This is a genomic window from Pseudomonas marginalis (assembly GCF_900105325.1).
Lineage (GTDB): Bacteria > Pseudomonadota > Gammaproteobacteria > Pseudomonadales > Pseudomonadaceae > Aquipseudomonas > Aquipseudomonas marginalis.
This window is the reverse complement of sequence record NZ_FNSU01000001.1, coordinates 1,198,294-1,211,950: the sequence shown is the minus strand read 5'-3', so window position 1 is coordinate 1,211,950 and position 13,657 is coordinate 1,198,294. Positions and strand designations below refer to the sequence as shown.

General features: G+C 59.2%; 12 protein-coding genes. 7 read left to right on the top strand and 5 right to left on the bottom strand.

Annotated elements, in window-relative coordinates:
• Positions 1 to 6 precede the first annotated feature (6 nt).
• Together BLW22_RS05860 and BLW22_RS05855 are read left to right on the top strand one after the other, a co-directional pair.
• Positions 7 to 690, top strand: coding sequence for an ABC transporter ATP-binding protein (locus BLW22_RS05860; protein ID WP_005786391.1), 684 nt, complete (start codon positions 7 to 9; stop codon positions 688 to 690).
• Positions 690 to 3,200, top strand: coding sequence for an ABC transporter permease (locus BLW22_RS05855; RefSeq protein ID WP_065924427.1), 2,511 nt, complete (start codon positions 690 to 692; stop codon positions 3,198 to 3,200). Before BLW22_RS05860 ends, BLW22_RS05855 begins: the two co-directional genes overlap by 1 nt.
• Positions 3,201 to 3,245: 45 nt before the next feature.
• Here BLW22_RS05855 and greB read toward each other — a convergent pair whose 3' ends face one another.
• Positions 3,246 to 3,719 (bottom strand): transcription elongation factor GreB, encoded by a 474-nt coding sequence (gene greB, locus BLW22_RS05850; RefSeq protein WP_027606972.1) that lies wholly within the window; start codon positions 3,717 to 3,719, stop codon positions 3,246 to 3,248.
• Between the two features lie 113 nt (positions 3,720 to 3,832).
• Entirely contained in the window at positions 3,833 to 4,816 is a 984-nt protein-coding gene (locus BLW22_RS05845; protein ID WP_074844642.1) for a hypothetical protein, read from the bottom strand.
• 210 nt (positions 4,817 to 5,026) lie between these two features.
• Here BLW22_RS05845 and BLW22_RS05840 point away from each other — a divergent pair, with 210 nt between their 5' ends.
• From BLW22_RS05840 to BLW22_RS05830, 3 genes are read left to right on the top strand one after another with little or no spacing between them, the layout of a single operon-like run.
• Positions 5,027 to 5,953, top strand: coding sequence for an ABC transporter ATP-binding protein (locus BLW22_RS05840; protein ID WP_074844639.1), 927 nt, complete (start codon positions 5,027 to 5,029; stop codon positions 5,951 to 5,953).
• On the top strand, positions 5,950 to 6,675 hold the full coding sequence (locus tag BLW22_RS05835) for an ABC-2 transporter permease (protein ID WP_074844636.1): 726 nt from the start codon (positions 5,950 to 5,952) through the stop codon (positions 6,673 to 6,675). The genes BLW22_RS05840 and BLW22_RS05835 overlap by 4 nt, the downstream gene beginning before the upstream one ends.
• Before the next feature lie 15 nt (positions 6,676 to 6,690).
• The gene (locus tag BLW22_RS05830; protein WP_074844633.1) at positions 6,691 to 8,436 is read left to right on the top strand and encodes a Gldg family protein; all 1,746 of its coding nucleotides are present in this window, start codon (positions 6,691 to 6,693) and stop codon (positions 8,434 to 8,436) included.
• A gap of 2 nt (positions 8,437 to 8,438) precedes the next feature.
• On the opposite strand, the gene BLW22_RS05825 is transcribed toward BLW22_RS05830, so the two are convergent.
• The 3 genes from BLW22_RS05825 to BLW22_RS05815 form a co-directional block, all read right to left on the bottom strand.
• Positions 8,439 to 8,747 (bottom strand): hypothetical protein, encoded by a 309-nt coding sequence (locus BLW22_RS05825; RefSeq protein ID WP_065924423.1) that lies wholly within the window; start codon positions 8,745 to 8,747, stop codon positions 8,439 to 8,441.
• Positions 8,748 to 9,011: 264 nt separating this feature from the next.
• A complete protein-coding gene (locus tag BLW22_RS05820; protein ID WP_027606966.1) occupies positions 9,012 to 9,446 on the bottom strand; it encodes a DoxX family protein in 435 nt (144 codons plus the stop codon).
• Between the two features lie 104 nt (positions 9,447 to 9,550).
• Positions 9,551 to 10,969: an MltF family protein gene (locus BLW22_RS05815; RefSeq protein WP_065924422.1), complete on the bottom strand. Its 1,419-nt coding sequence runs from the start codon at positions 10,967 to 10,969 to the stop codon at positions 9,551 to 9,553.
• 236 nt (positions 10,970 to 11,205) lie between these two features.
• Between BLW22_RS05815 and BLW22_RS05810 the strand changes: the two genes are divergently transcribed.
• Together BLW22_RS05810 and BLW22_RS05805 are read left to right on the top strand one after the other, a co-directional pair.
• Positions 11,206 to 12,012, top strand: a complete 807-nt coding sequence (locus BLW22_RS05810) for a TatD family hydrolase (protein ID WP_074844628.1) — start codon at positions 11,206 to 11,208, stop codon at positions 12,010 to 12,012.
• Positions 12,013 to 12,108: 96 nt separating this feature from the next.
• Positions 12,109 to 13,590 carry a methyl-accepting chemotaxis protein gene (locus BLW22_RS05805; RefSeq protein WP_074844625.1) on the top strand — a complete coding sequence of 494 codons (1,482 nt, stop codon included), beginning with the start codon at positions 12,109 to 12,111 and terminating at the stop codon, positions 13,588 to 13,590.
• Positions 13,591 to 13,657 lie beyond the last annotated feature (67 nt).

The window sequence follows — 13,657 nt, the reverse complement described above, 5'->3', positions numbered from 1 at the left end:
TTCTCCATGGGCGCAAGCATTCTCACCGCGCGGAACCTCAGCAAAGTGGTTCCCAGCGCGGAAGGTGAACTGACTATCCTGCACGAACTGAGCCTGGAACTGAACAAGGGCGATAGCCTGGCTATCGTCGGCAGCTCCGGTTCCGGTAAATCCACCCTCCTCGGTCTGCTCGCCGGCCTCGACCTGCCCAGCAGCGGTGAAGTCACCCTCGCCGGCCAGGCGCTCAGCACCCTCGACGAAGACCAGCGCGCGCGCATCCGTGCCGAACACGTGGGCTTTGTGTTCCAGTCGTTCCAACTGCTCGACAGCCTCAATGCGCTGGAGAACGTCATGCTGCCGCTGGAGCTGGATGGCCGCAAGGACGCCCGCGAACGCGCCAGACACCTGCTGGAGCGCGTGGGCCTCGGCCAGCGCCTGACCCACTCCCCACGCCAGCTTTCCGGGGGCGAACAGCAACGGGTAGCGATTGCCCGCGCCTTTGCCGCCGAACCGGACGTGCTGTTTGCCGATGAGCCCACCGGCAACCTCGACAGCCACACCGGCGAGCGCATCAGCGACCTGCTGTTCGAGCTCAATAAAGAAAGCGGCACGACCCTGGTGCTGGTTACCCATGACGAGCGCCTGGCTCATCGTTGCCGACGCCTGATCCGCCTTGAAGCCGGCCTGATGGTCGCCCCCCTGGAGCCTTGATGGCACGTTTGCCGCTGTTGCGCCTGTTCAGCCTTGCCCTGCGCCAATTACTGCGTGATGCCCGCGCCGGCGAATTGCGTGTGTTGTTCTTCGCCCTGTTGGTGGCCGTGGCCGCCAGCACCGCCATCGGTTATTTCGGCGCCCGCCTCAACGGCGCCATGCTGTTGCGCGCCACGGAGTTCCTCGGCGCCGACCTGGTACTCGAAGGCAGCTCACCGGCCCGCCCCGAACAAATCAGATCCGGGACCGAACTGGGCCTGGATCACGCCCGTGTGGTTGAGTTTTCCAGCGTCATTGCCACCGATAATGGTATCCAGCTCTCCAGCATCAAGGCGGTCAACGAGCAGTATCCGCTACGCGGTCAACTCAAGAGCGCAGCAGCCCCCTTTGGGGACGAAACCCCGGGCGGCGGGCCGAAACCCGGTGAAGCCTGGGTCGAGTCGCGGCTGCTGACGGCACTGGACCTGAACGTCGGCGACACTATCGATGTGGGTATGAAGACCTTGCGCCTGGCACGCGTACTGACCTACGAGCCGGATCGCGCCGGCAACTTCTATAGCCTGACGCCCAGGGTGATGATCAACCTGGCGGACCTCGACGCCACCGGCGTAGTCCAGCCAGGCAGTCGCGTCAGCTACCGCGAGTTGTGGCGTGGCCCGCAGGCCAGCACCGCGCTGCAAACCTATCGTGACCTGATCAAGCCGGGGCTCGCTGCCAACCAGCGTCTTCAGGATTCACGGGACGGCAACCAGCAGATCGGCGGCGCCCTGGGCAAAGCCGAGCGCTACCTGAACATGGCCAGCCTGGTGGCCGTGCTGTTGGCCGGCGTCGCCGTGGCCCTGTCGGCCAACCGCTTTGCCACCCGCCGTTTCGACGCCAGTGCGTTGCTACGTTGCCTTGGGTTATCGCGACTCGAGGCCATGTTGCTGTTCAGCCTGCAATTGAGCGTACTGGGGTTGCTGGCGAGCCTGGCCGGCGCCCTGCTCGGTTGGCTGGCACAGTTTGGCCTGTTCTATTTCCTGCACGACCTGTTGCCGGCGGATGTTCCGCCTGGTGGACTGTTGCCGGCCATTGCCGGGATCGGCACCGGGCTGGTTGCTCTCGCGGGATTCGCGCTGCCACCGTTGGCCGCCCTCGGTCGCGTACCGCCGCTGCGAGTGCTGAGGCGCGACCTGCTGCCTATCCCGTCCAGCACCTGGATGGTCTACGGCGCCGCGTTGTTCGCCCTGGGCCTGATCATGTGGCGCCTGAGCCTCGACCTGGTGCTGACCTTCGCCCTGCTGGGCGGCGGCGTGGTCGCCGCGCTGGTTCTGGGGGGCTTGCTTCTGCTGCTGTTGCAGAGCCTGCGACGCCTGTTGGCCCGGGCGTCCCTGCCGTGGCGCCTGGGCCTGGGCCAATTGCTGCGCCACCCGCTGGCGGCGGCGGGCCAGTCCCTGGCGTTCGGCCTGATCCTGTTGTCCATGGGCTTGATCGCCCTGCTGCGTGGCGAATTGCTGGACACCTGGCAAAACCAGCTGCCCAAGGACGCCCCCAACTATTTCGCCCTGAATATCCTGCCGGCCGATAAGGACGCCTTTGGTGCCCGCCTGCTGGAAGTGCAGGCGCAATCCGCGCCGCTGTACCCGGTCGTGCCAGGTCGGTTGATCAGTATCAATGGCGAGCCGGTACAGGAAATAGTCAGCAAGGACTCCAGCGGTGACCGCGCCGTACAACGCGACTTGAGCCTGACCTGGGCCGCCGACCTGCCGCCGGGCAATACCCTGACCGAAGGCTCATGGTGGTCGCAACAACCCCCCGATGGAATGCCCGGAGTCTCGGTAGAAGCCAAGGTCGCGCAGAGCCTCAAGCTCAAGTTGAACGATCACCTGGTGTTCACCATCGCCGGGGAAAACCGTGAGGCGCGGGTTGCCAGCCTGCGAACCATCAACTGGGATAACTTCCAGCCGAACTTCTTCATGATTTTCCAACCGGGAACCTTGACGGACCTGCCGGCCACCTACCTGACCAGCTTCTACCTCGCGCCAGGGCATGATCAGCAGATCGTTGATCTGTCCCGCGCCTTCCCGGCGGTGACCATCCTGCAGGTCGAGGCGCTGCTGGAGCAACTGCGCAGCATCCTCGCCCAAGTGACACTGGCGGTGGAGTACGTGTTGTTGTTTGTGCTGGCCGCTGGGATGGCGGTGCTGTTCTCCGGCCTGCAAGCCACCTTGGATGAGCGTATTCGCCAAGGTGCACTGCTCCGGGCACTGGGCGCGGAGCGCAAGCTGCTGGTCAAGGCGCGGCGCATCGAGTTTGGCTTGCTGGGCGCAGTCAGCGGCTTGCTGGCGGCACTGGGTACCGAGTTGGTGACGTGGGTGCTGTACCGCTATGCCTTCGACCTGGCCTGGCAACCGCACCCCTGGCTGTTGCTGCTGCCTGTGATCGGCGCCGCATTGATCGGCGGTGCCGGGGTGTTCGGCACGCGCCGTGCGCTGAATGCCAGCCCGCTGACGGTTTTGCGCGAGGGCTGAGCGGTCCATGACCCGCCTGCCTCACGGGGGGCGGGTCAATGTCGCTTACTTCACGTACTCGATAGCGGTGATCCACCAGCACACCTCACCTCCCGGGGTCTGCACAATGGCCTCATCGTCGACTTCCTTGCGCAGCAGCGCACGGGCCATTGGTGAATCGATGGAAATATAGTCCATCCGATCATAAATCTCGTCATAGCCGACGATACGAAAACGCTTGGTCTCGCCCTGTTCGTTTTCAATCTCGACCCAGGCGCCGAAAAACACCTTCCCCTCCTGCTCGGGCATGTACTCCACCACACGCATGTCTTCCAGGCGCTTGCGCAAGTAACGCACCCGCCGGTCGATTTCGCGCAGCAGCTTCTTGTTGTACTGGTAGTCGGCGTTCTCGCTGCGATCCCCCAGGGAAGCAGCCCATGTCACCTTGCGCGTGGTATCCGGGCGCTTTTCGCGCCACAGGTAATCCAACTCTTTCTTCAGCGCTTCATGACCTTCTTTGGTTATCAGCTTGGTACTCAAACGCATGCATCCCCAGGCAATGTCCATAGGTACCGATAAGGCAGGAAATCACATCCAGGCGTCGGTTCGCTGGCGCTGATGATAAATGAACCCAGGAAAGTAGCCAGGCCTGTCTAGCTATCCAACGTCTGATCCAGTTCAAGCAGCACGCCCCGCAAGCTCTGGCGTAAACTCGAGACTTGCGAGGTCATCACCTTCAGGGCTTCGGTCCGCTGACTGACTGCCAGGGACTGGTCATGCAGTTGAGCGGTGCGCTGCTCCAGATCCCGGCCCCTTTCATCCAACTGGGTTTGCTCCTGCTGCAAGCGGGCCTGCCATTGATCAAGCGCGGTTTCCCTCTCCGACGCAGCGAGTTTCTGTTGGGCCAGCTCCTGAGCAACACGAGCCAGGTTGGTCAGCGTACTGCCTACTTCAAACAAGTGGTCGTCGTCCGCGGGCGCCGAAAGCTTCGGCTGCGCCGGGGCGCTTGGCTCATTCAGGACAACAGGTACATCCTGGACAATGGCCACAGGCGCGTCGACCAACATCTGCCGGGGCTCTTCTACGACAGGTTCAGGTACGGGAAGCGGAGTAGGCTCGGGTGGATTCGCCCCCCTGACAGATGAACTCATTTTCGATGAGAAACGAATGGAAGGCACAATTAATGAAGCACTTTCGATTGCCGGCAGCACCGGCGCAGACATTCCCAGGGAGATCACTTTCATCACCAGGGCCTTCTTGATGATCACCGAATGATGCTCTTCGGGCCTCGCAGGCGGCAGCTTGCAGCCTTTTAAATCGATAAAATGATAAGGCACCTGAGTTTCGGTAACACCCGCTTTAGTGCCTGCCGCCGCCGAGGTGAGAATTTGCTTGAAAACATGCATTGCCACATGCAGGTCCTCCTTGGACTCCACTCCCCCCAGAAAATACCGATCAAGTTTTTTGCGCAAGGCTGCGACATACACCCTGGAACTCGCCGGCTCAACCTCTTCATCCAAGCTATAAACAAGAAAGTTGGAGGCAATCTGGCCTACAGCAAACCCACAGAGCAATGCACCGTTAACCGGAGCATCTTGACCATCGCGTTCAAGAACAAGGGTACGTAGAAGCATCATGGTGATCGGGCCTCATTACAAAATTCGAAAAGTCTCTATAACCTTCAGACCATCACTCAATAATTAAAGGTTAAAAACACAAAACAATTGTTTCAGCGACGTGCCTAGCGCGCACGTAGGACTTTTCCTATTAATGCTGAGCGGCGTTCCCAAAAACAGATATTGCTCGTACCCTTTTCAAACTCTCCCTCCACGACCACACCACGCTAAATGATCGAAATCATCAACCTGACAAAACATTTAAACAATAAGAAAATAATCAGCGATTTTTCATTCAGCGCAAACAAACAGGAATGCCTGGGACTATTCGGAGAAAATCCTACAGTTAAAACGGCCCTTCTCGACGTAATATCGGGCTCGACCACGCCTTCCAGCGGGCATATAAACATCCAAGGCTTCAATACTAAAGCCCATCCATTAAGAGCAAAAAAACTTATCGGCTACCAACTTCACAGATGCGTCAGTCATCCTACGATGTCGGTTAAAGAATTCCTTGACTACATCGCGGCCATTCGCGGACTGCGCGGCACCGAAAAACGCGCACAGGTGGACTATGCCGCTACGCAACTGGAGTTGTTGCCGGTGCTCAACGCTCCCCTCGAGGCTCTCTCCATCGGTTTGAAGCGCAAAGTCACCATTGCCCAGGCCATCCTGCACACCCCTGCCTTGCTATTACTGGATGAACCGACCGAGGGGCTGGCACCTGATCAGAAATACAAATTCAGGAGCCTCATCCAGTCATTGACGCAAGAAATGACCGTGATCGTCGCTTCCCGACACTGCGATGAATTATCCGAACTCTGTACGCGCGCCCTGGTTATCGCAGGTGATCGCCTGGTGGCCGATACCCCCATGCCAGATCTGCAACGCGACTCTCGCCATTTCCAGGCGGTCACCCTCGCCGCAGATGCCCCCTTGGACCTGCTGGCTCTCGCCGTACTGCCGGGGGTGGCAGGCATCGAAGAACATCGGCATGCACCCGGCACGGTGACCGTCCTGGCCATGCCGGGGCACACCATCTACCCCCATATCAATACGCTCATTGCCAATCGTCGCTGGAAAATCAACTCACTGAGCCTGGAGCCTGGTCGCCTCAGCGACGTAGTTCATTATCTGAGCCGAGAGACCCCCCTTTGAAACTGCTGCCCGTCATATTCAAGCGTCAACTCGTCCACTATGCCGGTACACCCGGCACCTATCTGAGCATTGCCATTTTTTCAGTACTGTCCGTGGCATTGGGGTTGCACATGAGCGCCTGGCCAGAACAGGACAGCAGTCACTTGCAGGTTTTCTTCCAGCTACACCCCTGGCTCTATTTATTGCTGATTCCAGTACTGGCGGCACAACTCTGGTCGGACGAGTCCAATGCCGGTTTTCTCGACCTGATGAAAACATTACCCATCACCACGTTTGAATGGGTTATCGGCAAATTTCTAGCAGCCTGGGTCGTGGCGGCCACAGCCCTGATATTGACCTTCCCTCTCGTGATCATTGCCAACTACCTGGGAGTGGCGGACAACAGCGTTATTGCCTCGCAATTTATATCGAGCTGGCTGCTGGCGGGCAGTTATCTAGCCGTCGGCTGTTTTATTTTCACACTGGTGCGGCAACGCACTGCCCTTTTCATACTGACTGTGGGCTTTATGCTTATCGTCAGCGCATTCTCTTATTTACTCGATGCACTTGAACATCAAGCCCCCACCTGGGCGGTGGACAGTCTGGTCTCCCTCAGCCCTTTTTCGAGGTACAGCGCTATCGACAATGGAAAGTTCACGCTTCGTGACATGCTTTACTTCATCAGCATGATCTTGGCCTTTCTCGCAGCGACGACCGTCACTCTCAACTATAGACACAGCTGAGAAGGAAAGCCCTCCATGCGACCTACTCTGCGCACCGGCATGACACTCACTGTTATCCTGTTACTATTCCTGGCGTTTAACTTAGTTTGGGTAGGAAAAATTCCAAATATCCGATGGGACTTCTCACAAGGAAAAACGCATACCCTATCGCCTCAAGTACGACAGTTACTCGCGTCATTGGAAAACCCTGTGGATTTGTATTATTTCAATGCCCATGACAGCCCTGGACGAAGCTACACCTTGAAACGCTATGGCAAGCGCATCGAAGACCGGTTGATGGAGTACGAAAAAGCAGCAAAAGGCATGATCAACCTGCACCTTATTGATCCCATACCTTTTTCAGAGGACGCCTACAAAGCCAGATTGTTTGGCCTCGACGACAATGCGGGATTCATGGGCCTGATCGGCACCCGAGCCGGCTATGGAGCGCAACGCATCGAATCATTCAGCCTGGATCGTGAGCCATTGCTCGAATATGAAATCAGTCATTTGATCTACAAGTTGCAGCATCCGGAGCGCCCCGCTATCGGACTGCTGTCAGGGCTGGCGATGGGAGAATCCGCGGACCGATTGTTGAAGGAACTGCAGCGACATTTCAATCTGGTCAATCTGGGAGCAACCACCGAGCGCGTGCCGGAACAGGTCAAGACGCTCATGGTCGTGCATCCACAGGCGCTGCCTGAGCAGTCGTTATATGCGGTTGAACAATTTGTCTTAAAGGGCGGTAAATTGATGGCATTTATCGACCCGTTTAGCGAGCAAAGCTCGCCCCCCCCATCCGCCAATACCCGACTGACTGATTTGCTTGCCGCTTGGGGAATACAGATGCCGGCGAACAAGTTTCTGCTCGATCACCGCTACGCGGCGTCGCACACACCAGTGAAAGGGAAGTTCACAGTGCAGCATCCGGGCAGGTTGATCCTGCCCCGGCAGGCAATGAACACAGGCGATCCGAGCACCTGGAAATTGAATAACGTGACGGTATCAAGCAGCGGCGTGCTGTTTCGCCGCCAGAAAGGCCGCACGACCCTGACCCCTCTCCTGCAAAGCTCCCTGCAATCCGAGTTGCAGGAAACCGACCGGCTTGCCTCAGCAACCGAGCTTGATTCAACGGCCGATGAGGCCTCCAGCCAAACACAACGCCATGTGATTGCAGCCCGTATAGAGGGGCCTGCCTATTCAGCATTCCTCGATGGCGTGGAAGGACAGCCGGCAGCTGTGCAAAAAGCGGCGCAGATCCATGTGGTGGTAGTCGCCGACACTGATTTGCTCACGGATCAAGTCAATAGCCCAGCGCCCGACAGCAACACATTGTTTATCTTGAATACGCTGGATAACTTGTCCGCCGGTGATGTACTGACCAATATTCGCCCGCACGCGTCGGCGCAAAGATCGCCAAACAGGCTGGAACGGATGCGCGACAGCGCCGTACACGCCTACACGCAGAAGGCGACTGAATTGGAACAACGCCTGCTACGGACAGAACATGAATGGCAAATGCTGCGCCCAACGGAGGTGCAGCTCGGCTCCCAGACCGTGGACACCACCACCCAATTGGTTGCACTCAACAAGGAGCGACTGCGCTTGCCAATGGAATTACATGCCTTGAAAGCCGAGGCATACGCGCAGGTACATCGCCTGGAGTTCGCCATAAAAATGCTCGTGGCACTGGCGATACCCCTGATGCTATGCCTGGTTGCCTGGGTGGTTTTTCTGTGCAATCGACGGCGTCGACTACAGGCGGGCGTCGCGCTCTACTGAGTTCAACGCCTGGCAATCAGCCCCTGCCGGGCAATGCGGGTCAATTGTCGGATGACTTCCTGCGCGTCGCTCGCGCTGGGGGCCTGGATAACCGCAAGATCGAAGCTGTTATTCGCAAACCGGGCAAGAGAATCGCCATCTTCCACAAACTGAATCAAGAATGCCGATGGCCGCCCGCTGCGACGTGGCCACCCGTCCAGATAACGTAAGAGCGTAGGCTGATGCTTGCCGCCCAGGAGGATTTTTGGATTGCGTTGGGTGAGGTCCGCGGTGATCGGGGCCAGGCGTATCAGGGGGCGTAGTGCATTCATCGTGTCGTGTCTCTGCCTCAAAAGTCTGCGGGCAGGTGAGAGGCAACACCGAACCAGCGCTTTAGCGGTATTTCGAAGTTGCCTCCCCAGGGGAGAACAGGCTTCTGTCGGGCCCTATTGATGAGACCCAGTGGCGCCCCGCAATTAGCTGTTTAAATCGGCGCATGGGCAGCATCCTAGAGAAGCCGGTGGGGCGGTGTCAAGAATCCCGAGCAACGAAAAGGCCCACACAGTGGTGGGCCTTTTCAGAGTTTTGTGCCGGTGTCAGTTGGCGATGGCGCGGTCGGCAGACAGTTTGCCAGCACCTTCCAGCAGCACCGCCAGGGAGCCGCCCAGCAGGGCCAGTGCGAACTCATAACCGTTGTTGGCCATGAACAAGCCGTTATGGATATGCACCGAGAAGATCGCCACCAGCGACAGAATGGTCAGGCCCAATGCCGCCGGGCGTACCAGCAAACCGATGATCAGTGCCAGGCCGGCAAAGAACTCGGTTCCGCCCGACAGCAGCGCCATCAGGGTACCCGGCGCCAGGCCAATGCTTTCCATCCACTGGGCGGTGCCCGCCAGGCCATAGCCGCCAAACCAACCGAAGAGTTTTTGCGAACCATGGGCGGCAAAGATGATGCCGACGACGATGCGCAGGATGGTCAGGCCGTAGCCGGCACGAGTGGACAGTACGCTTTTGATCATTGGGCTCATGGGGGTGGATCCTTTTCGAAGTAGGGGTTGGTTGGCCGCTATATTAATCAGTTTAAGTAATGATAAAAGCCGAAAAAATGCCTGATTAACATCGAAAAAATAGATTATTTCGAGGCGATTTTCGGCGCCGGCGGTTCCAGGGACTCTCGCTCCCGATCAAACGCCAAGTAGTACTTGTTGACGCTATTAACATAGCTGACGCCCCCCATCCCCACCTGCTCCATGGCGATGCGTTCCACCTGGAAGAACCATTGGTTTGGATTCAGGCCCCGGCGCCTGGCCTCGGTGCGCATGCCCTGCACCCGCTCCGGCCCCATGTTGTATGCAGCCAATACGAAGGCCATGCGCTCGCGCTCGTTGAGCTTGGGGCTGGCGAAGAATTTACGACGGATCAACGCCAGGTAACGCGCGCCGGCCTGCACATTGCTGTCGAGACTTTCGATGTTGTTGACGCCCACCCGCTGCGCTGCCGAAGGGGTGATCTGCATCAGGCCCGTAGGGCCGCCGCTGTTGCGCGCACCCGGGTCAAAAGCCGACTCCTTGAACGCCAGCGCCGCGAGGTTCAGCCAGTCCATGCCTTGCTCACGGGCGTGCTTTTGCAATACCGGGCGCAGTTTTTCCAAGCGCTGGCGGTCGACACGGGCCAGTGGGTTGCGCACCTGGTAGAGGCGCCGATAGATGCGTTGGAATGCCACATCCTGGTCGGACGGCGTGCGATAGGTCTTGAGAAATCGATCAATACTGGCCCGCAGCATCGAGGCGTCCTGGCGCACAAACCAGTACTCATCGCCCGGTTCGCTGATTGCCACCTGCTTGTCGAAGCGCAACTTGGGCAGGATCTTCGACCAGCGCTCAGCAATCGGCTTCTCGACAATAGTCAGGTGAAAAATACCCGCCTGGACCATCTCCAGCACATCCTCCACCGCCAGGGTCGGGTCCACCCATTCCACCTTGACCGGCGGCTGTTTGTGCAAGGCCAGTTTCTGGTTGACCTGGCTGATGGCATCCGCCGCCGCGCTGCCGGTGGTCAGCGCCAGGGTGCGCCCGGATAGCTGCTCCAGCTTGGTAAACCGCCGCTCACCCTTCACCCCCACCAGCCATAACGGCACACCGCTGGCGATCGGATCGCTGGTGCTGATCTTGTGTGCGGCCTTCACATCCAGCAATTCACCGGGGGCCACCAGGTCGCCTTCGCCACGGGCGAGTGCGCCGAGCAGTTGGTCCTTGGCCTTGGGAATGATCTTGAGGTTGATTTCCTGGCCATCACGGGCGTGGCCATTGAGGTATTGCTCGAACGCACGCAGACGATGGTATTCGACACCGATGGCCTGGCCCTGGACCTCGCCGGAACTGTTACGGCTCTGGTTGACCAATACACGCAGGGTGCGACTCGAGCGAATCTCCGCCAGGTCACGCACCTTGCCGGGCCTGGTCACTTCCAGCGGCCCGTCCAGACGCGCGAGCGCCGCCGCGGGCAGCAGCAGCGTCAGGCACAACATAAGCAACGCCGAGGGTCGGATCATCCGCTCTCCGGAAAGAATACTGGCCAACACCCTCGCGAAAAACGAGGCGTTGGGGGTCAGATACAGAGCGCTTTAAGCGCTGGCAAGACGCGCAACGGTGGCACAGTGCAAGGCGTGCAGCCAACCACGATGTCACTTGCGACGTTCAAAGACAGCTATAACTCGTTGTAGTTCTTCGTTTTTCTTATAAATCTACAGCTCTGATATGCTTTCCGGCCGCAGGCGGAGATAGCACCATGCAACTCATTGATATCGGCGTCAACCTGACCAACCCCAGTTTCGACGAGAAGCACCAGGCCGTTCTCGATCGCGCCTATGCCGCCGGGGTGCAACAATTGGTGCTCACCGGCACCAGCGTCGACGGCAGCGAACAGGCCTTGGAACTGTGCGTCAACCTCGATGACAGCGGCCAACGCCTGTTCAGCACGGCCGGCATCCACCCCCACTCCGCCAGCGATTGGAACGGCGATAGCGCCAGGCGCCTGCGCGGTTTACTCAGCGAAAGCCGCGTACGTGCGGTGGGCGAATGCGGGCTGGATTTCAATCGGGATTTCTCTCCGCGCCCGCAACAGGAAAAAGTCCTCGAAGAGCACTTCGCTCTGGCGGTTGAGCTCAAACTGCCGGTGTTTCTCCATGAGCGCGACGCCAACCAGCGTCTGCTGGAGATCCTCAAGGACTACCGCGACCACCTGAGCGCCGCCGTGGTGCATTGCTTCACCGGCGAACAACCGGCGCTGTTCAGCTACCTCGATCTCGATTTGCACATTGGCATTACCGGCTGGATCTGTGATGAACGCCGTGGGACGCACCTGCATCCGTTGGTCAGGGAAATTCCCCGTGGTCGTCTGATGCTGGAGAGCGATGCGCCCTACCTGCTGCCGCGCACCCTGCGTCCAAAGCCGAAAAACGGCCGTAACGAACCCGCCTACCTACCGGAAGTGCTGCGCGAAGTCGCCCTGCATCGCAACGAAACGGCCGAGGACCTGGCTCAGCACAGCACCGCCTGTGCCCGCGCGTTTTTTGGGCTGCCTGCCGTGGATTGATGCGGTGCATTGACCCATGTCAAAACCGCTTTGCTGAGTAGCGGCACAATAATGGCACCTTGCCAATGCTGTTTCCGCTATCAGAGAAAACCTTCCATGGGTGCCTGGCTTAGCAATATCTCGCTGAAATACAAATTCTGGGCCGTCAACGCGGTCGCCTTTATCACGACCCTGCTCCTGGTGCTGTACGCCGTGCATCTCGAACAGCAATCGCGCAGCCATGCGTCCCAGGCTTCGGCACAGGCCCAGGCGCAATTGCTCGGTGCCTGGCCGGCCGACAAGGCCCTGCCCAATAGCGAGCACTGGCTGACGTTTGCCCGCGGCCAAGTCCCACAGCTGGCCGATCAGGATCTGTCAGCCCTGAGCAGCAACACGGGTTGGGTCGAACTCAACCCCATGCCGCTGTTCGGCGAAAACACGCTGATGGGCGCTGAAGTGATCGCCCGCCCTGATGGGCAATACATCGCCGTGCTCGCCCACGCCCCCAGCCTGAGCCAGGTATTCAGTGAACGCTTCGCCAACTATGCCGTGGCGGTGCTGATCCTGATGCTGGCGATGCTCTGCGCCTCCCAATTGCTGATCCGCTTCCTGCTCAGCCAACTCAACACCCTCAAGGACGTGATGCTGCACGTGGAGAAAACCGGCGACCTGTCGGCCCGCGTGCCGTTGGCCTGCAAGGATGAAGTCGGCCAGATGGCCAGCGCCTTCAATGCCATGCAAGCCGTTTATCAGCGCGTGGTCAGCACCGTGGCGCGCACCGCCAAGCTTCTGGACGAGGGTGCCGCTCGATTGGCCAGCAGCATGAACGAGGTACAACACGGCATGCTTGGCCAGCAAAGCGAGACCGACCAGGCCGCCACCGCCATCAACGAAATGACCGCCACCGTCTACCATATCGCTCAACATGCCGGTGCCACCCGCGACTTGTCCCAGGCCGCCGACACCCTCGCTGGCAGCGGTCAGGACGTGGTCACCCGCGTACAGCACTCAATCGCCGGCCTGTCTTCCGGCGTGCAACAGACCGCCGAAATGATCCAGAAACTGGCCGAGGACAGCCAGAAAATCAACAGCGTGGTCAGTGTGATCCACAGCATCGCCGAACAGACCAACCTGCTCGCCCTCAACGCCGCCATCGAAGCGGCTCGCGCCGGGGAAATGGGCCGTGGGTTTGCCGTGGTCGCCGACGAAGTGCGCAACCTGGCCAAGCGCGTGCAAAGCTCCACCGACGAAATCACCCGCATGGTCTCGGCTCTGCAGGCCGGCACCCGCGACGCGGTGGACTTCATGCAGGAAAGCTCGTTCAAGGCCGACGACTGCGTACAACAAGCCCTGGAAGCCGGCACAGCGCTCGCCGAAATCACCAGCGCCGTGGCGCAAATGCGTGAAAGCAACACCCAGATCGCCGTCGCCGCCGAACAGCAAAGCCACGTGGCCGAAGAGATGAACCGCGCAGTGGTGAGCATTCGTGATGTGACCGAGAACACCGTGCAACAGACTGTGGATTCGGCGACCACCAGCAATGAGCTGGCAACGTTGGCTGGTGAGTTGAGCAAGGCGATTGGGCAACTGAAGCTGTAGGGCTTCTCCACCTGTAATCCGACTCCTACGATCGACTCTGCGTTTACCCGAAGTCTTGGCGAACCCT

Excerpts from the sequence above, each read along its gene's own strand:
- BLW22_RS05860 (WP_005786391.1), top strand. The coding sequence starts at position 7 with ATGGGCGCAAGCATTCTCACCGCGCGGAACCTCAGCAAAGTGGTTCCC.
- BLW22_RS05855 (WP_065924427.1), top strand. The coding sequence starts at position 690 with ATGGCACGTTTGCCGCTGTTGCGCCTGTTCAGCCTTGCCCTGCGCCAA.
- BLW22_RS05845 (WP_074844642.1), bottom strand. The coding sequence starts at position 4,816 with ATGATGCTTCTACGTACCCTTGTTCTTGAACGCGATGGTCAAGATGCT.
- BLW22_RS05840 (WP_074844639.1), top strand. The coding sequence starts at position 5,027 with ATGATCGAAATCATCAACCTGACAAAACATTTAAACAATAAGAAAATA.
- BLW22_RS05830 (WP_074844633.1), top strand. The coding sequence starts at position 6,691 with ATGCGACCTACTCTGCGCACCGGCATGACACTCACTGTTATCCTGTTA.
- BLW22_RS05825 (WP_065924423.1), bottom strand. The coding sequence starts at position 8,747 with ATGAATGCACTACGCCCCCTGATACGCCTGGCCCCGATCACCGCGGAC.
- BLW22_RS05820 (WP_027606966.1), bottom strand. The coding sequence starts at position 9,446 with ATGAGCCCAATGATCAAAAGCGTACTGTCCACTCGTGCCGGCTACGGC.
- BLW22_RS05815 (WP_065924422.1), bottom strand. The coding sequence starts at position 10,969 with ATGATCCGACCCTCGGCGTTGCTTATGTTGTGCCTGACGCTGCTGCTG.
- BLW22_RS05810 (WP_074844628.1), top strand. The coding sequence starts at position 11,206 with ATGCAACTCATTGATATCGGCGTCAACCTGACCAACCCCAGTTTCGAC.
- BLW22_RS05805 (WP_074844625.1), top strand. The coding sequence starts at position 12,109 with ATGGGTGCCTGGCTTAGCAATATCTCGCTGAAATACAAATTCTGGGCC.